Source organism: Arcticibacter sp. MXS-1, assembly GCF_041902385.1.
GTDB lineage: Bacteria > Bacteroidota > Bacteroidia > Sphingobacteriales > Sphingobacteriaceae > Arcticibacter.
Genome location: NZ_CP169244.1, coordinates 4824416 through 4844110, shown reverse-complemented (window position 1 = coordinate 4844110; position 19695 = coordinate 4824416). Strand labels below are relative to the sequence as shown.

The following is a 19695-nucleotide window of genomic DNA, read 5'->3' as shown; positions in this document are numbered from 1 at the left end:
CTTTCTCTTATGAAAAAGATATCTCACTTTATATTGTTTTTAGGATTGTTGATCATGTACAATGGTTGTACAGATAAATTTTTAGAAAAAGAACCTTTGGATCAGTTTTCGGATGATATTTATTGGAAGACAGAGAAAGAGGTGAGCACCTTTGCATGGGGTTTTTACACCTCGTATTTTACTGGCTATGGATCTGGTTTTACTTGGGGTAAATATTTTTCGGGTGAGACGCTAAATGACGATTTTGCACCGACTACTCCGACGGCTTTTCCCAAGAATGTGCCTAGTTCTGGAGGCAGCTGGAGTTTTACCTGGGTTCGGAAGGCAAATCTATTTATTGACAGAATCAATAGGGTTCCAATGAGTGACGAAGCGAAAAGGCATTGGAAAGGCGTTGCTCGGTTTTTTCGTGCTCTTGAGTACAATGATCTTGTTAAGAATTTTGGGGATGTTCCTTGGTATAACATGCCTCTGGAGGAAAACGCCCCTGACCTTTATCGGCCAAGAGACCCCCAGGTTCTAATCCTAGACAGTGTTCTAGCTGACTTTAGGTATGCTGCAGAGAACGTTCGAGCGTCAGATAATACACTAGGGCCTAAGGCGCAAATTGTAAACAAATACACTGTCCTTGCCTTTATGTCAAGAGTTTTTCTTTATCACGGGACCCGTGTAAAGTATTGGGGGCTCGATGCTACAAAGGCAACAGAGTATCTTGAAGCCGCAAAGTGGGCTGCAGCCGAAGTAATGAAAAGTGGGGGCTATTCACTGAGTGCAAGTTACCGGTCTTTGTTCAACTCGTTGGACTTAGCGGGTAATCCAGAAATAATTATGTATCGGCAATATGCCACTGCGCAAAGTACGCACAGCTTGCATAGCTACGTGAATAAGGAAGCTCAGACTGGAGCCTCAAAGAACGCTGTTGAATCTTATTTGTGTGCTGATGGCTTGCCTATTTCCATCTCGTCTACTTATAAAGGAGACAAAACGATCAGTGACGTCTTGGCTAATCGTGATTCCAGGATTAAAGAGACTTTTGCAACTGCTCTTCGTCTCCCCGGGGTGGCTTCTAATTATTCGACCTCGGGATATGCCGTTGTGAAATTCTACAATGATGCCATTAAAGACTTGCCTGATGGAAACTCAAATACTAACACGACAGATGCCCCGATTATTCGCTATGGCGAAGTTCTGCTAAACTACGCCGAGGCTTGTGCAGAGCTTGGGGCGATAACTCAAAGCGACTTAGACAAGTCAATCAATATTTTGCGAGCCAGGAATGGAATAGCTATGCCTGCTCTTCAAGTTGTAGGCAATAGCCCGGCTGTGAATGGGGTGGTTTATGATGATCCCAAGAGGGATTCGAGCGTTCCTTCATTGATTTGGGAAATACGCAGGGAGAGAAGGGTTGAGCTGATGATGGAGGGCTTCAGGAACGATGATTTAAAACGATGGAGAAAGTATCAATACCTTGACACAAAATCGAATGCCGATATTAATAGGGGGCTTGGATCAGAAAATCTGACTACCCAAAAGCCACAGTAACAATTGATGGAACGACGGAGGGCTACATTATTCCAGCTCCTAAGCCAGAAACACAAAGATTGTTTGATAATGAAAAAGTATATCTAAATCCGTTGCCTCTGGATCAAATAAAATTATATAAAGATCAAGGGGTCGAACTAAAGCAGAATCCCGGGTGGGAGAATCAATAAATGTATAGCCCCTCTTACAAGAGGGGCTTCTTTGATTTTATTATGAGCCTTAAATTTTTTCTAGTAAATATAATGCTGGCTGCCATAGGTTTTCGCTGTTCCTTTGCTCAGCCTCTACCACCCAAGCGTGAGTTTCGTGCTGTTTGGATTGCCACCGTTGAGAACATCGACTGGCCGGCTAAAAGAGGGGCTTCGTCAGACCAGCAAAGGGCTGAACTGATGAGGATCCTCGATGAGCATCAAAAGACAGGGATCAATGCTGTCATCCTTCAGGTGCGTCCCTCAGCCGACGCGCTCTATCTGAAAAGCCGAGAGCCCTGGACGAGGTTCCTTTCGGGGAAGCAGGGAGTTGGGCCTCTGCCAACTTACGACCCCCTGGAGTTTGCGGTAACGGAGGCTCATAAACGAGGTATGGAGCTTCACGCCTGGTTTAATCCCTACCGGGCTACTACCGATACAATTGATTCAAATACCAGCGCGCAGCACATTAGCAGGCTCAGGCCTGAGTGGTTTTTTACCTACGGACCTAAGAAGTATTTTAATCCGGGGCTGCCAGAGGTGCGCGACTATATCGTGCAGGTTATTATGGATGTGGTGCGAAACTACGATATAGATGGGGTTCATTTTGATGATTATTTTTACCCGTACCCCGAAAAGGGAACGCAAATTCCTGATTCTTCTGCATTCGTGCAGTATGGCGGGTCGTTTTCGTCCATAGAGGATTGGCGAAGGAATAATGTCGATCTTCTGATAAAGACGGTTTCTGATAGTATTCATCATAAGAAACGATATATTAAGTTTGGTATTAGTCCCTTTGGTATCTGGCGTAACAAAAAGGATGATCCTGAAGGTTCGGAAACAAACGGACTTTCAGGGTATAGCGCACTTTATGCCGATGCGAGAAAATGGATGAAGGAGGGCTGGGTGGACTACAACGTACCGCAGGTGTACTTTCCTTTTGGCTATGCTCCGGCAGCCTACGAAAAGCTGGTGGACTGGTGGAGTAACAATTCATTTGGCAGGCACGTCTATATAGGCCACGGCGTTTACCGCTCGACAGAGAACAAGGAAGGCTGGCGGGACAAGCAGCAGTTGCCCAATCAGATCCGGTATTTGCGGCAGAATGAGCGGGTGCAGGGGAGCGTTTATTTTAGTTCCAAGTCGCTGACCAACAACCTTGCGGGATTTCAGGATTCCCTTAGGAGTAGTCTTTATAAATATCCCGCGCTTTTGCCTCAAATGATCTGGCTTGACGCTATCCCTCCTCTTTCACCTTTAAACCTCTCTGCGGTTCGTACTGCTGATGGTGTAAAGCTTTCCTGGCAACGGCCTATTGCCGTACGGGACGGGGAGACCGCCTATGGGTATGTTGTTTACAGGTTTTTAAAGGGGGAAGGACAGGATATTACAGACGCCAGGAAGATAGTTCGTATCCAGTTCGGTGCGGACAATGTTTCTTTTGTTGACCGGTCCGGCCTAAAGGGCAAGTACATCTACTGCGTAACTGCTCTTGATCGTCTCAAGAATGAAAGTTTGCCGTCTAATCAGGTGAAGGTAAAGATCAAGTAGGAAGCCAATTATAACCATACAGACAGATGAAAAAAGAACTTATTGCGATTCTTGTTTTGTTGCTTTGTTTGCAAGTTGGAAGGGCTGCGGAAAGCAGCTGGATTCGTATTAATCAGCTAGGCTACCTTCCTCATGGTGTAAAAGTTGCAGTTTGGGCGAGCAAGTCAAAAGAGCCTGTTGCCAGTTTTCAGTTGCTTGATGCCGCTACAGAGAAAGTTCTGTTTGAGGGCAAGGCGGGTAAGGCGTATGGGGCTTATGGTCCGTTTTCTCAGTCGTGCCGTCTTGATTTTACACAGTTCAGGAAATCTGGAAAGTTCTATCTGCGAGCAGGCCAGACTAAGTCGCCGGTATTTAAAATAGACGGCAATGTCTATAAAGGAGCAGCGGATTTTTGTCTGCGTTATATGCGGCAGCAGCGCAGCGGCTTTAATCCCTATCTCAAGGATTCTTGTCACACAAACGACGGGTATACGGTCTACGGTCCTATGCCTGATGGTACCAGGCTCGATGTTTCCGGAGGCTGGCATGATGCTACCGATTACCTGCAGTACGTCACGACTTCTGCAAATGCCACCTATCATCTCCTTGCGGCTTATCGCGACTTTCCATCTGCTTTTGCTGACATGCATAAAGCAGACGGTCTTGATGGCGCTAATGGAGTGGCAGACATCATGGATGAGGCCAAATGGGGAATACAGTGGTTGCTGAAGATGAATCCGCGGGATGAATGGATGTTCAATCAGCTTGCTGATGATCGTGATCATAGTGGTATGCGTCTTCCCAGTCAGGATTCAGTGGACTATGGCTGGGGGGCAGGAAAAGGCAGGCCTGTGTATTTTGCGACGGGAGCGCCGCAGGGGCTCGGAAAGTATAAAAACCGTTCGACCGGTGTCGCTTCAACTGCTGGTAAATTTGCATCTGCTTTCGCTCTTGCTTCGCAGCTTTTGGAAGCTACTGACCCGTCTTTTGCCTCTATTCTTCAGAAGAAGGCCGTGGCTGCTTATGAGCTCGGGCTGAAGAAACCTGGTGTTTGTCAGACTGCACCTAATCGGGCTCCTTATTTCTACGAAGAGGATAACTGGGTGGACGATATGGAACTGGCAGCGGCTTCGCTTTTTCGCTCGACGGGCCAGCGTCGCTACTTTGAGCAGGCGTATCAGTATTCGGGACAGGAAAAGGTGACTCCATGGATGGGAGCCGACACGGCACGACATTACCAATGGTACCCTTTCCATAATTTTGGTCACTACACGCTGGCACTCAATGCGGACGATAAAAGCAAGAAGAAGCTGCAGCGCTTTTATCGGGAAGGCATTGAGAAAGTGTGGAAAGTGGCTTCTAGAAACGTTTTTTACAGGGGCGTCCCCTTTATCTGGTGCTCGAATAATCTTACTACCTCGTTTGCAATTCAATGCGGCTTGTACCAGAGGCTAACGGACGATCAGCGATATAAGGAGCTTGAGCAGGCTAATTTCGACTGGCTCTTTGGCTGTAATCCCTGGGGAACCAGCATGGTGTATGGTTTGCCGGCAGATGGTGATGTTCCGGTTGATCCTCATTCTTCCTTTACTCACTTGTATCGCTATCCGATTGACGGAGGGCTGGTTGATGGCCCGGTGTATGGCAGTATTTACAGGCAGCTGAAGGGGGGACCCTTCACGGTGCTGATCCCTACGCTGATTTTCAATCAGATCTTGCTGTGTATCACGATGACCATGGCGACTACAGTACAAACGAGCCCACGATGGACGGAACTGCCTCTCTTGTTTATTTGTTAGCAGCGATGCAGTCAGGATCCGGGGAGGTGACCGCCCCAAAAAAGTAACGACGGACGCTTCGGGTGCAATTGTCCGGGGTGCAACTGACAGAAAGGAAATAGCTTTGGTGTTTACCGGCGATGAATACGGCGACGGACTAGCTCTGATAAGAAGAGTGCTTAAGAAGCAAAATATTAAGGCCTCCTTTTTCTTTACCGGACGATTTTACAGAAAGCCGCGTTTAGTCCCTCATATCCGCAGGCTTATAGCTGATGGTAATTATCTTGGTTCGCACTCCGACCAACATTTGCTCTACTGTGACTGGTTGAAACGTGATAGCCTGCTTGTTTCGCAGGATAGCTTTCGGAACGACCTGCAGAATAGCTTTAAAGCAATGTCGCGGCTTGGTATTGAAAAAGATAAGGCAAGGGTATTTCTTCCTCCTTTTGAATGGTATAACCGGACGATCGCAGAGTGGACCGGAAGAGAAGGGCTTACTCTGGTTAATCTGACTCACGGAACGAGGTCTGCCGCTGATTATACTTATCCGGAAATGGGAAAGAGATATGTCTCGTCTTCAGAAATATACGAAAGTATCATGCGTAGAGAGTCTTCCGATATAGAGGGCTTGAACGGTTTCTTTTTGCTCTTTCATGTGGGTACAGATGCGAGGAGAAAGGATAAGTTTTATTATCAGTTAGACCGGCTTCTGACTGAATTGCGGCAGAGGGGCTATTGGTTTACTACTGTGGATCGGATGGTTGATTGATGCGTTTTTTTGCGTGTTCTTCTTTTGTTGTTGTTTTTGAAGCGCCATATGTGTATTTTTATGAATGATTTTTCCTTTTTAATTCAATTGTTTGCGTTTTCTTGCGTCTTGTGCTTAAAGCTTTACTCGTAACCATGAAAAGTTTAATAAAGGTCGGGCTGGTCTATCTGCTCACGGTTGTTCTTTCTTCTGCTGTGTTTGCTCAGTCACTCAGGTTCGCGTTCGTTACGGATACGCATATCGGCAATAGTACTGGTGCTGAAGATTTGCAAAGGACGGTGCATGACATTAATGGTAATGCGGACCTGGAGTTTGTTGTGGTGACAGGTGATATTACAGAGTTTGGGTCAGACACGGAACTTAAAACGGCCAGGCAGATCCTGGACAGTTTGAATAAGCCTTGGTATGTTATCGCTGGGAATCACGATTCTAACTGGTCTGAGAGCGGAGCGAATAGTTTCAGGCAGGTCTTCGGGGGGAAACGTTTTCCTTTGTAAGAAAGGGCTACCTCTTTGTAGCAACGAGCTCAGGGCCGAACATGAGAATGGGTCCGGGACAAGTGCCACGCGAGAATCTGGTATGGCTCGACTCTGTCCTTGCCAATATGGAAGATCCTGAAATGCCGGTGATCTACATTAATCATTATCCGCAGGATTCGTCACAAAATAACTGGTATGAGGCAATAGACCGTGTTAAGAAGCACAATGTGCAGTTGCTCATGTGCGGTCATGGTCATGCCAATCATCTTTATAATTTCGAGGGAATCCCAGGAGTGATGGGCCGATCGAACCTAAGAGCGAAAGACAGCATCGGTGGTTACAATATCGTCACTATCAGCAACGGAAAAGCTGTCTTTGAGGAAAGAAGACCTCTTGCGAAAGTTCAGAAAAAGTGGCTTGAGGTAGAGCTCACTGACAATAAGTTTCCGAACGATACCAGCAAATACTTCAGGCCGTCCTATGCGGTAAATTCGCAGTATCCGAATGCAAAGGTGCTCTGGCAATATCAGGACAAGAGCGACGTAGGCGCTGGTACCACATTTTCTAAGGGGCTCGTCGTTGCTACAAATACCATGGGGGAGGTTTACGCGCTGAACGCGGAAACGGGAGAGCGGAAGTGGGTATTTAAAACAGGTGGTAAGATTTATTCAACTCCGGCGGTTCAGAACAAGCTTGTTGTTGTTGGTTCTTCCGATAACCACATCTATTGTCTTGACCTGTCTTCTGGCGAGCAGAAGTGGAAATTTGCGGCAATGAAGGCGGTATTAGGAAGCCCTGTTATTAAATTCGGGAAGGTGTTTATTGGTAGTTCCGATCGGCATTTCCGGTGCCTTGACCTCAAGTCAGGCAAACTGTTATGGGATTTTGATCAGGTACAGGGATTTGTAGTCACGCGTCCTCTCATCTATAACAATACAGTTTACTTCGGTTGTTGGGCCAATGACTTTTACGCACTTGACATTTCGAGTGGCAAGCTGGTCTGGAAGTGGAACAACGGGTCATCAAACCGGATGTTTTCTCCTGCGGCCTGTTATCCGGTTGCAGCCAACGGCCGTGTATTTATTGTTGCTCCCGACAGGTATATGACCGCTTTTGATGCTCACACAGGCAGCGTTCTATGGCGGAAGCAAATGAAGGACAAACGAGTGAGGGAGTCGATGGGTTTATCTGCGGACCGGTCCATGGTCTATGTTAAAACGATGGATGGAGAAGTTCTGGGCATCTCAACGAAAGCTGATTCAATGAAGATTGTCTGGCAGGCTCAGCTAAAGCTTCCTTACGAATTAGATCCCTCGGCAATTGTGGAGCATCAGGGCCTCGTATATGTGCCTTCTCATTCAGGGCTGGCTGTAGCCGTTGAAAGAAAGACGGGACGGGTTGTCTGGAAACACAAGAGTTCTAATGCACTGTTGAATCCTGTGATGCCTGTCAGAGATAATACGGTTGTGCTGAGTACGATGGATGGAAAGCTCACTTGTCTGAAATACACAAAGGAATAGCGTGAAGAAAATGAAAGGTCTGAGTCAATTTGTTCTTGTTTTTCTAGGCTGTCTGCCTCTCTTTTCCTCTGAGCAGGATAGCGGCATTCAAGGCAGGATCAGTGCATTGGCTGCTCAAACACAGTCACGTTTTGCTCCCGACAAAAGAGTTGCCATTTTTAACGTTACAGTGGATGCTGACGATTCTACAAAGGTTACTATTGAAACAACAGAGAAGGAAGCTCTCTCGTACTTTAAGTCCCTTTTGGTAAAGGAGATGCCAGCCCTTGAAATAAAAGAATCGCTTCTTCCTGCCGCCGGGCTAAGCGGAAAGGTTTATGGAATAGCCAACCTTTCGGTAGCGAATAACCGGCTCCGCCCGACCCATCCTTCAGAGCTGGTGTCTCAAACCCTGCTGGGTACTCCGCTGGAAGTACTGAAGAGGGATGAGGGCTATTATCTGGCCAGAACGCCCGACGGGTACATTTCCTGGCTGGAGGAAGCAGCTGTGACAACGATGGATACTGCCGCGTTTCAGAAATGGAAAGCAGCGGAAAAGATCGTCTTTATTGCTGATTACGGGCATGCGTATAGCGCCCCTTCGGATAAAGCAGAACGAGTCTCCGACCTGGTAGCGGGAAACATTCTGCAGGTCCTGGAAAAAGGAAAGACGTACTTAAGGGTCTTATTTCCGGACAACCGGACGGGCTATGTTCAAGCCAGACTGACTCAGGACTACGGGAAATGGCTTTCACGCGCCCAGCCCTCTCCTGAACAAATAATAACTACCGCAAAAACTTTGTTAGGCGTGCCCTATCTTTGGGGCGGTACATCTGTTAAAGGAGTAGACTGCAGCGGCTTTACCAAGACCAGCTTTTTTCTGAATGGAATTATTCTGGCACGTGATGCCTCTCAGCAGGCTCTGAACGGGGAAGATGTCGATATTCACGAGAACGATTCGGTGAGTATTGCCAAGTGTCTCAGAAATCTAAAAATGGGGGATCTGCTATTCTTTGGCAGGAAAGCCCAGGGGGAGCAGAAGGAAAGAGTGATCCATACGGCGATTTATTTAGGGAACGGAGAATTTATTCAGTCGGCCGGTATGGTGCGGATTAATAGCCTTGTCAACTCAGCTGCAAATTTTGATAAGCACCAGACGAAAACACTGTTACGAGCTCGTCGGGTACTTACAGCAGTTGGTTCGCCGGGCATTAGAAGGATAGAAAGCCATCCCTTATATTCTATCAACAAAAACTGAAGCAATTACAATGTCAGGCAGAAGAGATTTTATCAAAAAAACAGGCTTAATTACAGGAGCATCTATGGTACTCGGAACAAACAGTATTGTCGCTACAGCAGGCGAGCATCTTGCTGGTAAAGGCCCCCTTAAACTGCGGTACAGACCTTACACTCTTAACTTAAAACATGCGTTTAACCTTGCCAGTAGTTCCCGTACCACTACTCCTGTGGTTTTGACCGAGCTTGAGTATAACGGCATAACCGGATACGGAGAGGCGTCGATGCCCCCTTACCTGGGAGAATCACATGAGTCGGTCCTGAAGTTTCTTTCTAGGGTTGATCTGTCGCGATTTGACGACCCTTTCCAAATGGAGAATATCCTGAATTACGTTGATGCTCTTGAAGAGGGAAATAAAGCAGCGAAGGCGTCGGTCGACATTGCATTGCATGACCTGGTAGGGAAGATGATGAAGCAGCCCTGGTACCGCATATGGGGATATGATGCCTCAAAGACTCCTGTAACTTCCTTTACGATTGGAATAGACACTCCTGAGGTGGTCCGTCAGAAAGTAAAAGAGGCTGAGCCTTACAAGATCCTGAAAGTTAAGCTGGGCAGGGATACCGATAAACAGATGATTGAGACCATCAGGGAAGTAACGGATAAACCGCTTTGTGTCGATGTCAATCAGGGCTGGAAGGACAGGCAATTTGCGCTCGACATGGCACACTGGCTTAAGGAGAAGGGGGTGGTATTCCTCGAACAGCCTATGCCGAAGGAGCAGCTTGACGATATGGCCTGGGTAACCGAGAGGAGTCCCATTCCCACAATTGGCGACGAGGCTGTGCAACGTCTTGGCGACGTATTAAAAGCACATAAGGTATACAGCGGCATTAATATCAAGCTGATGAAATGCACGGGCATGAGAGAAGCGCACGAAATGCTGACACTGGCCAGGGCTCTTGATATGAAGGTAATGATCGGTTGTATGACCGAGACCTCCTGCGCTATATCGGCAGCTGCTCAGCTAGCGCCTATGACTGACTGGGCGGACCTGGACGGGGCACTTCTGATCAGTAATGACGTGTATAAGGGAACCGCTGTGGTAGATGGCAAAGTGATATTGAGTTCAGGCCCAGGTATCGGGGTAGTCAAAATATAGGAGCTTGCAATGAGACATTTTCTTATCAGTAGGAATGCCCTTAGCTCACTTTTAGGGCCGATTGTAGCAGCTTTACTCTTGGCAGGCCTTTCCGAAGCTGCTCTTGCTCAGCGGTTCCTTGAAAGTACTCCCTCATCTAAGCGATGGGCGGACAGTGTGCTCAACAAACTATCGAGGAAGCAAAAGATTGCGCAGCTGATGGTGATCCGCCTGTCTGAACGAAAAGGCAGCGGCGTAGCTTTTTATGAAGAACAGGTTGCAAAATACTTAAAGAAGTACAATGTAGGCTCGGTCTGCCTTTTTCAGGGAACACCCTACCAGCAGGCGGAGGTATTAAACCGGCTGCAAAGCAAGGCTCGTACACCTCTCCTGGTATGTGTTGATGGAGAAACCGGGGTAGGTATGCGTTTTGCAGGTGTGGTCCCTTTTCCGGATCAGCTGACCATAGGAGCGGTACAAAATGCAGAAATCGCCTATAAGGTGGGACGGGCAATAGCAGAGCAATGCAAACGCATCGGAATTCAGGTTGATTATGCTCCTGTGGTAGATGTGAATAATAATCCTGCTAATCCTGTTATCAATTTTCGTTCTTTTGGGGAAGACAAATATAAGGTAGCTGCCCTGGGAACGCAGATTATGAGAGGTATGCAGGACGGCGGCATAATGGCTTGCGCAAAGCACTTTCCAGGACACGGGGACGTCTCGGTAGATTCGCATCTCGATTTACCTGTTATTAACAAGTCGATTGCCCAGCTTGATTCGCTTGAACTATATCCCTTCCGTCAACTGGTTAATGAAGGCGTGGGAAGTGTGATGGTGGCGCACCTCTATATTCCCTCTATTGACAGTACACACAATCGCGCCACCTCTTTATCTCCCAGGAATGTAAGCTGGCTGTTGCGTAACCAGATAGGCTTTAAAGGTCTTACTTTTACAGATGCCCTGGAGATGAAAGGAGTGGCGAAGTTTTACCCACAGGGAGAGGCCGCGGTACAATCCTTGATTGCCGGGAATGATATGCTTTGCCTGCCCGGCGACGTGAAAGGAAGTATTAAAAAGGTCAGGAGAGCTGTCCGGAAGAACAGACTCAGCTGGAAAGATATCGACGAGAAAGTATACCGTGTGTTGCTTGCGAAGCATAACCTGGGGCTGGCCTCAGTCGCCACAATTGATACGACCTCCCTTTTGAAGGACCTGAATGCGCAATCCGCCGGTATCAAGAAGGAGGTGTACGAAAACGCCCTGACGCTCTTGAGAAATGAGAATCCGGGTCTGTTTCCTCTCACCAGAGGAAGAAAAGTAGCCTATGTTGGGATTGGTATTGACTCGGCGAATCACCTGAGCGGTCTTTTGAGGAATGAGTGGAATGCCGACACCTACTTTTTTGGCAATACGGCAGGCAATGAGCAGGCTGATAGTTTATTAAAGAAAATTGGTCAGCAGTATGATGTCGTAATCACCGGCCTGCATCACTATAAAAAATATCCGGGCTCCAATTTCGGGATTAGTTCTGCTTCATTGTCGCTTCTAAGGGAACTGAGCCGCAGGACTAACGTGGTGACCTGTGTGTTTGGAAACCCTTACGCCATCAGCAATATCACCGATGCATCCAACTTGCTGGCCTGTTATGAGGATGACACGCTCATGCACGAGGTTGTCTTCGACTGGCTTGCCGGCAAGTTAAGTGCAAGGGGGAAACTGCCGGTTACGGTATCTCCGGCCTTTCACTACGGCAGCGGTATTATTCGCAATGCTTACTTCCCCGTAGTACAACCTTCGGTGGTAGGGCTCAACGAAAAAGTCCTTAATCAAATAGATAGTGTGGCCCTGGATGCAATTGCCAAACAGGCTACCCCCGGCTGTGTGGTGCTTGTTGCAAAAGATGGAAAGGTGGCTTTTAACCGCGCGTACGGTCATATGAACTACGATGCAAAGGAGCCGGTTACTCTGGAGTCGATTTATGATCTTGCCTCGGTTACCAAGATATCCGCGACTACCATGAGCGTGATGAAGCTTTATGAAGAAGGGAAGCTGGACCTCGACAAGACCCTTGGTGATTACCTTCCCTGGGTGGCAGGTTCAGATAAAGCTGGCTTGAAACTGAGGGACGTCCTGCTTCATCAGGCGGGGCTTGTATCTTTTATTCCTTTTTACCGTGAAACAATCGACGCAAGCGGAAAGCCGAAGCCTGGTTTTTACCAGTCTGCACCGAGTGACGCCTATCCGGTAAGGGTTGCAGAAAATATGTACATGCGTAAGGACTGGACTGATACCCTGTACAAAAGGATCCTTCAGAGCAAGCTGGGGCCTGCCGACAAGTACGTTTATAGCGACAACGACTTTATCTTCCTGGGCAAGGTAGTAGAGCAGATTAGCGGAATGTCGCTCCATGACTATGCCCGACTCAGCTTTTATAAGCCCTTGCATATGAGCAGCACAGGTTTTAAGCCGCGCGAGCATGTGCCGCTTAGCCTTGTGGTTCCCACAGAGAATGAGAAATACTTCCGCCTGCAGCAGATCAGAGGCGACGTTCATGACCCCGGAGCGGCCATGTTTGGTGGTGTCGCAGGTCATGCCGGACTCTTCAGTAATGCTTACGACCTCGCTCAGCTCTATCAGATGCTGCTGAATGGTGGTGAGCTCAATGGCGTCCGCATCTTCAAAAAGAAACGATTGATCTTTTTACTGCCTACAGCAGTAAGATCAGCAGGAGAGGATTAGGCTTCGATAAGCCCGAGAAGGATAATGCCACAAGTAAGGAGCCCTATCCCTCTGCAAGTGTTTCTCCCTTAACCTTCGGGCATACTGGTTTTACCGGCATCTGCGTTTGGGCCGATCCTAAGTACAACCTGCTTTACATATTCCTCTCAAACAGGGTTTGTCCGGATGGCGATAACAACAACCTGGGCAAGCTGAGCGTTCGTCCGAAGATTCAGGAGATTATCTATAAGTCGATAGTGAATAAAAAGTGATGAGGTTACCGGGTCTGTTCATTCTTTTTGGTATGCTAAGCCTGTCCGTATCTGCTCAGAGAAATGACACGTGGTTGAAGGAGCTGCTGTATGCAAAGGGCAGTCCCGCTTTAAAGAATATTCTCGATAACCCTGATACTTATCGCTACCAGATCCTTTTTACCCAGATAGACAGGGACCGGCATAATCAGCCGCACTTCAGGTCCTTTGCCCTCAATCTCGACCGGGCTTTGTATTTTAATCCGGCGTCTACAGTGAAGCTGCCAACGGCGTTGGCTGCCCTGGAGAAACTGAATGAGCTAAAGGTGAACGGCCTGAACAAGTTTACTCCAATGCTGACTGACAGTGCCTTTGGCGGTCAGACGAGTGTTTTGAGGGATAGCACCTCGGAGAACGGACTTCCCTCTGTTGCCCACTACATAAAGAAGATATTCCTCGTAAGTGACAACGATGCCTATAATAGACTTTACGAGTTTAACGGTCAGCAGGAATTAAATGAAAGGTTATGGAAGAAAGGATATCGCGACGTCCGTATTACTCGGCGCTTTGTCCCCATGAACGAGGAGGAGAACCGGCATACTAACCCTGTTAGTTTTGTAAAAGATGGGAACGTTGTCTACCGCCAGACAGAAGCTGTCAGTAAGATACGCTTTGACTTCAGCAAGCGGATCTTACTTGGGAAAGCATATTATGACCGCAGTGAGAAGCTGGTCAATGAACCCATGGACTTTACGCGACATAATAACTTTCCTCTTGAGGATCAACAGTCCATACTTCGCTCAGTGATGTTCCCGGAATCGGTAGCGAAGAGGAAAAGATTTAATCTGACCCGTGATGATTATGAGTTTCTATATCGATACATGCGAATGCTGCCCGGCGAGAGTCTTGTTCCGAGGTATGATACAACCGAGTTCTTTGATAGCTATGCCAAGTTTTTCTGGTTCCGCGCTACCAAAAGTAACATACCTTCGTACCTGAACGTCTATAGCAAAGCGGGCTGGTCGTACGGATTTTTGACCGATAACGCTTATATTGCAGATACAGAAAACAGGTGCGAGTTTTTAATCTCAGCCACTATCTATGTAAATAGCGACGGCGTTCTGAACGACGATAAATACGATTATGAAACCATTGGATATCCTTTTTTTAAAGAGCTTGGGGAGATCCTTTATCAGAATGAATTAAAACGGGAAAGAAAATATAAACCTGACTTGTCCTGCCTCGCCAGCCATGAAAAATCTGCGCCCAATCAAGTGAAATAGCATAAATTATTAGAATGGAAATAGTAACAGAGAAAGATTCGAATTACAACGATCTTGAGAAGATGTCCCTGAGGGAAGTATTAGTCAATATTAATAAGGAAGATAAATCAGTTCCACTAGCGGTTGAAAAAGCAATTCCGCAAATAGAAGCACTTGCCGCCATCACAGCCGAGAAAATGCGGGATGGCGGGCGCTTATTTTATATTGGCGCGGGAACGAGTGGAAGGCTCGGGATACTCGATGCTTCCGAGTGTCCGCCAACCTTCGGAGTTCCGTTCGATTGGGTCATCGGCATTATAGCGGGCGGGGACTCTGCTATACGAAAAGCAGTAGAGTTTGCCGAAGATGATGTAAATCAGGCATGGCTTGACCTGCAGGAGTACGGAATCAATGATGGCGACGTGCTTGTCGGCATTGCAGCCTCGGGTACTACCCCTTATGTCATCGGCGGGCTAAAGAAGGCGAACGAGATGGGGGTGATAACCGGTTGTATCGTTTGCAATTCAGGTAGTCCTGTCGCGCAGGAAGCGCGTTACCCGGTGGAGGTAGTTGTAGGTCCGGAGTTTTTGTCAGGATCGACCAGAATGAAGTCGGGGACTGCTCAGAAGCTGGTACTCAATATGCTTACGACATCTGTCATGATCCAGCTCGGCAGAGTGAAAGGAAATAAAATGGTGGACATGCAGCTGACCAATAACAAGCTTTACAGTCGTGGTGTGAAGATCATCATGAAGGAAACCGGCGCTGATGAACAAACGGCCTCAGACCTGCTGGAAAAGTATGGTAACGTAAGAAAAGCTATTGAAGCAATTACGGCAACTTCCAGATAGCTTCTTATATGTTCATATTTAAAACTTAAAAAATGCCTCCTATTGTACTTTTATTGTTTCTGGTTGGTTATTTCGGCCTGCTGGTCGTTATATCCTATTTTACTTCCAGGAACTCTGCAGATAATTCGACTTTTTTTATCGCCAACAGGAACTCGAAATGGTACTTCGTGGCCTTCGGCATGATAGGGACAGCGCTATCGGGTGTAACATTTATTTCGGTTCCTGGTGCCGTTATTCACAGCAGCTTCGGGTATTTTCAGTTTGTACTCGGTAATGCAGTGGGCTTTCTTCTGATCGCCACTGTGCTCCTGCCGCTGTATTACCGGATGCATCTCATCTCCATCTATACCTATCTGGAGAGCCGGCTGGGCTTCTGGAGTTACAAGTCCGGGGCTATGATCTTTCTCATCTCACGTACAATTGGTTCTGCATTCCGGCTTTATCTCGTGGCAATCGTTCTTCAGCGATTCATCTTCGATGCCTGGAACGTGCCATTTGTTGCTACAGTAACCATCTGCCTGATCCTGATCTGGATGTACACTTTCAAAGGAGGCCTTAAAACGATTATTATCACCGATACGCTGCAGACAGTTTTCCTTCTTTCTTCGGTTATCTTGTCCATCTGGTTCATATCCAGGAGTCTTAATCTTAACCTTGTTCAGACGTTCGAAACAGTAAAGGCGAGTTCCTATTCTAAGATCTTCTTCTGGGAAGATTTTCTGGGAAATAAGAATCACTTTATTAAGCAGTTCCTTGGAGGAATTTTTGTGACAGTAGCGATGACTGGCCTGGATCAGGATCTGATGCAGAAGAACCTAAGCTGTAAGAATATCGGAGAGGCCCAGAAGAACATGCTCACTTTTACCAGCGTATTCGTAGTGATCAATCTTTTTTTCTGAGTGTCGGTGCACTGCTTTACCTCTATGCGGCTTCCAATCACATCGACGTTGCATCTTTAAACACTCCCGATCATTTGTTTCCTGAGATAGCTCTTAATCACTTGAATATTGTGCCGGCAATTGTATTTATGCTCGGCTTAACCGCTGCTACGTTTGCCACTACAGACTCGGCGCTGACAGCACTCACCACCTCTTTCTGTGTGGATTTTCTTGGATTCAATAAGAAAGAGGATCAGAATTCGCCGTCTCTGGTACGGCAGCGTCATCTGGTTCACGTGGCGTTCTCTGTGATCATGCTGCTGGTAATTCTGGTGTTCCGGATCATCAACGACGATTCTGTGGTAAATGCCATTTTTAAAGCGGCAGGTTATACCTATGGCCCTCTCGTTGGGCTCTTCGGATTCGGGATGATATCGAAGCGGAAGGCTACTGATCATTTCGTCCCTTTTATTTGTATTCTTTCGCCCCTTTTATCGTTTATTATAGATAAGAATTCAGTGAACTGGATAGGATACTCCATCGGATTCGAGCTGATCATCATCAACGGACTGATCACATACCTCCTTCTCCTCGTTACGAGCAGAGGCGCCATGGATGAACCAGCCGGGAAGAACTGAAGCAGTACTATATAACATGGACATCGGAAAGCTACTTCAATCTATCCTCCCTGAGGATCGCATAAAAACCCGTCTCATTGATTTGGTATCGTACGCCTCGGATGCTGGCTTTTATCACTTGCGACCAAGGGCCGTGGTTCAGCCCGTATCAGAGGATGAGGTTCAAAGGCTTTTTCAGTTTTCCAGAAAGTACAAGATCCCGATGACCTTCCGGGCTGCGGGAACCAGTCTCTCTGGGCAGTCTGTCAGCGACGGCATTCTGGTAGAATTGAGCAGGTACTGGAAAGGCTTGCAGATTGAGCAGGAGGGTGAGGTTGTGAGGGTACAGCCCGGAGTGATCGGAGCAGTGGTGAATGCCCGCCTTAAAAAATATTTCAGGAAGATAGGACCCGACCCCGCCAGTATCAACTCGGCTATGATGGGAGGGATCCTTTCAAATAACGCCAGTGGAATGTGTTGCGGCGTTGCCCGTAATTCTTATCACACTACACGCTTTATCCGCTTCATCCTGCCAGGTGGACTGACATTCAGTACAGAAAATGAGGCTGACTATAAAAGATTTGAATCAGAATGCCCGGCAGTATTCCACCGAATTGCACAACTCAGGGATAAGGTGATGAACAGTCCTGCTCTCGTAGCGCGGATCAGGGCCAAATATAAAACCAAAAATACCGTCGGATACTCCGTTAATTCGTTTATTGACCATCATCATCCTCTTGACATTCTTGCACATCTCCTGATTGGCGCGGAAGGAACACTTGGTTTTATCTCGGAAGCGGTGATGCAGACCATCCCCGACTACCCTGTAAAGTCGACGGGACTGCTGTACTTTCCTGATATTTATGCTGCGTGCAGCGCTATTGTGCCGCTTACTGCTTCAGGAGCAGAAGCGGTGGAGCTCATGGACCGGGCGTCCCTTAGGTCTGTGGAGGATATTAAGGGAGTTCCTGATGTTCTGAAGGTGTTGCCCGGGAGTGCCGCTGCACTCCTGGTAGAGTATCAGGGTAATAACCAGCAGGAACTGGATGTAAAGACTGAGCGATTCTTGTCGCTTTCGCCTGACTTATCATTGCTCTATGCGCCGTCATTCACCTCAGATCCCCTTGAGCAAGCCTTTCTCTGGAAAATACGAAAGGGCATGTTTCCGGCAGTAGGCGCTGTAAGAGCAAGTGGATCAACGGTGATCCTTGAAGATATTGCCTTCCCTGTCGGCCAGCTTGGTGATGCTATTCTTGATCTGCAGCACCTGTTTAAGAAACACGGCTATGATAAGGCCATCATCTTTGGCCATGCCAAGGATGGGAATATACATTTCGTAGTAACGCAGAGCTTCGATGAAGCATCAGAGGTAGACCGGTATGAGCGCTTTTTGAACGACGTGGTAGACCTGGTCGTTAAAAAGTATGACGGTGCTTTAAAAGCAGAGCACGGAACAGGTCGTAACATGGCTCCTTTTGTGGAGACCGAATGGGGGAGGAGATCTACAGCATCATGAAATCACTAAAGGAAGTGATTGATCCTGATAATCTTCTGAACCCGGGTGTCATTATCAATGACGACAAGAGAGCTCACGTTCGCAACCTGAAGGAACTGCCGAGAGTAGAGGAAGAGGTAGACAAGTGCATGGAGTGTGGTTTCTGCGAGTATAAATGTCCGAGCCGGAATATTACGCTCACACCGCGAAGAAGAATTGTAGTCCGTCGTGAGCTTCTTAAGCTCAGCAGGGACGGCAACAAGAAACAATATAAGGAACTGCTCGATCAGTATCAGTATGACGGGCTGGATACCTGTGCGGTAGACGGCCTCTGTGCTACTGCCTGCCCTGTTGATATTAATACAGGTACGCTTGTAAAACGCCTGCGCAGGGAGAATCATAGTGAATTCGCAAATGGTGTAGCCTTGTCTGTTGCGAAGAACTTCGGTACAGTATCCGCAGTTGTGAGGGCTGGGGTTGCTGCAGGGAATATGGTTAACAGGATCTTCGGATCCTCCGCTCTTCATAAACTAACAAAGGGACTGAAGCCTGTTCTTCCGGTGCCTTTATGGAGCAATCAGATGCATGCTTCCGTCGGACTGTCCGGGAGCATTAGCCGGTCAAGGAACACAGGGCATAAGACCCTTGCTGTCTATTTTCCGACGTGCATCACCCGGAATATGGGAGCTTCAGCAGATGGGAAACCGAATACGATCGATACCTTTCTGCATGTCGCCGAAAAGACAGGTATTGGCTTTGTAATTCCGGACGACATTCAGTCCGCCTGCTGCGGGCAGCTTTTCTCGTCAAAAGGCTTCAATAAAGCCTTTACTCTGACGGCTAACGAGACGATAGAGAAGTTATGGAAGTGGACAGAGGAGGGCTCTTTTCCCGTCGTTCTTGACATTACTTCCTGTACTTTTACGCTGCATCACTGCCGGTCGGTCCTTACGGAACAAAATAAGGAAAAGTTCGACCACCTGAAGATACTCGACAGCATCGATTTTATTCTTGATTACGTCCTTCCCAGGGCCAGTATTAAGTCGAGAAAGAAAGAGATTGTGTTGCACCCTGTCTGCTCCTTACAGAAGATGGGTCTGGAAACGAAATTTATAGCTATTGCAAGCCAGCTTGCAGATAAGGTAGACGTTCCCTTACATGCCGGTTGTTGCGGTATGGCAGGCGACCGCGGATTCTGGTTCCCTGAACTTACGAAGTCGGCCACCCAGCCCGAAGCGGACGAGGTAAGGCAGAAGGAATACGATGGCTATTACTCTTCGGCTAAGACTTGCGAGATGAACATGTCCGATGCGGTCGGCCGTAATTATGAGTCGATCGTTTATCTGCTTGACGAATGCCTGTAGATCTAAGTCATAAGTTATAAGTTATAAGTTATAAGTTATAACTTATAAGTTATAAGTTGTGGGGGGCGGTACCTGGTGGTTGTAGGGCCGAAG

At 47.5% G+C, this 19695-nt stretch carries 13 protein-coding genes and 1 pseudogene; all 14 read left to right on the top strand.

Annotation, left to right across the window (positions count from 1 at the left end):
- Nucleotides 1–9 precede the first annotated feature (9 nt).
- The gene (locus tag ACES2C_RS20925) at nt 10–1542 is read left to right on the top strand and encodes a RagB/SusD family nutrient uptake outer membrane protein (RefSeq protein WP_374164988.1); all 1533 of its coding nucleotides are present in this window, start codon (nt 10–12) and stop codon (nt 1540–1542) included.
- A 242-nt stretch (nt 1543–1784) separates the two neighbouring features.
- Nucleotides 1785–3281 (top strand): glycoside hydrolase family 10 protein, encoded by a 1497-nt coding sequence (locus ACES2C_RS20920; RefSeq protein ID WP_374164987.1) that lies wholly within the window; start codon nt 1785–1787, stop codon nt 3279–3281.
- 26 nt (nt 3282–3307) lie between these two features.
- On the top strand, nt 3308–5059 hold the full coding sequence (locus ACES2C_RS20915) for a glycoside hydrolase family 9 protein (RefSeq protein WP_374164986.1): 1752 nt from the start codon (nt 3308–3310) through the stop codon (nt 5057–5059).
- A gap of 106 nt (nt 5060–5165) precedes the next feature.
- Nucleotides 5166–5807 carry a polysaccharide deacetylase family protein gene (locus ACES2C_RS20910; protein ID WP_374167002.1) on the top strand — a complete coding sequence of 214 codons (642 nt, stop codon included), beginning with the start codon at nt 5166–5168 and terminating at the stop codon, nt 5805–5807.
- 134 nt (nt 5808–5941) lie between these two features.
- Nucleotides 5942–6304 carry a metallophosphoesterase gene (locus tag ACES2C_RS20905; protein WP_374164985.1) on the top strand — a complete coding sequence of 121 codons (363 nt, stop codon included), beginning with the start codon at nt 5942–5944 and terminating at the stop codon, nt 6302–6304.
- A gap of 47 nt (nt 6305–6351) precedes the next feature.
- Nucleotides 6352–7806 (top strand): PQQ-binding-like beta-propeller repeat protein, encoded by a 1455-nt coding sequence (locus tag ACES2C_RS20900; protein ID WP_374164984.1) that lies wholly within the window; start codon nt 6352–6354, stop codon nt 7804–7806.
- Between the two features lie 10 nt (nt 7807–7816).
- Nucleotides 7817–9043, top strand: coding sequence for an NlpC/P60 family protein (locus tag ACES2C_RS20895; RefSeq protein ID WP_374164983.1), 1227 nt, complete (start codon nt 7817–7819; stop codon nt 9041–9043).
- 64 nt (nt 9044–9107) lie between these two features.
- A complete protein-coding gene (locus ACES2C_RS20890) occupies nt 9108–10184 on the top strand; it encodes a dipeptide epimerase (RefSeq protein ID WP_374164982.1) in 1077 nt (358 codons plus the stop codon).
- 9 nt (nt 10185–10193) lie between these two features.
- Nucleotides 10194–12905: a glycoside hydrolase family 3 N-terminal domain-containing protein gene (locus ACES2C_RS20885; protein WP_374164981.1), complete on the top strand. Its 2712-nt coding sequence runs from the start codon at nt 10194–10196 to the stop codon at nt 12903–12905.
- A gap of 250 nt (nt 12906–13155) precedes the next feature.
- Complete coding sequence (locus ACES2C_RS20880; RefSeq protein ID WP_374164980.1) at nt 13156–14418, top strand: serine hydrolase; 1263 nt, start codon at nt 13156–13158, stop codon at nt 14416–14418.
- A 14-nt stretch (nt 14419–14432) separates the two neighbouring features.
- A complete protein-coding gene (gene murQ, locus ACES2C_RS20875) occupies nt 14433–15248 on the top strand; it encodes an N-acetylmuramic acid 6-phosphate etherase (RefSeq protein WP_374164979.1) in 816 nt (271 codons plus the stop codon).
- A 32-nt stretch (nt 15249–15280) separates the two neighbouring features.
- Nucleotides 15281–16764 (top strand): annotated as a pseudogene (locus tag ACES2C_RS20870) (sodium:solute symporter).
- Nucleotides 16742–18259 carry an FAD-binding oxidoreductase gene (locus ACES2C_RS20865; protein WP_374164978.1) on the top strand — a complete coding sequence of 506 codons (1518 nt, stop codon included), beginning with the start codon at nt 16742–16744 and terminating at the stop codon, nt 18257–18259. Before ACES2C_RS20870 ends, ACES2C_RS20865 begins: the two are co-directional and overlap by 23 nt.
- Nucleotides 18256–19602 carry a (Fe-S)-binding protein gene (locus ACES2C_RS20860; RefSeq protein WP_374164977.1) on the top strand — a complete coding sequence of 449 codons (1347 nt, stop codon included), beginning with the start codon at nt 18256–18258 and terminating at the stop codon, nt 19600–19602. Before ACES2C_RS20865 ends, ACES2C_RS20860 begins: the two co-directional genes overlap by 4 nt.
- Nucleotides 19603–19695 lie beyond the last annotated feature (93 nt).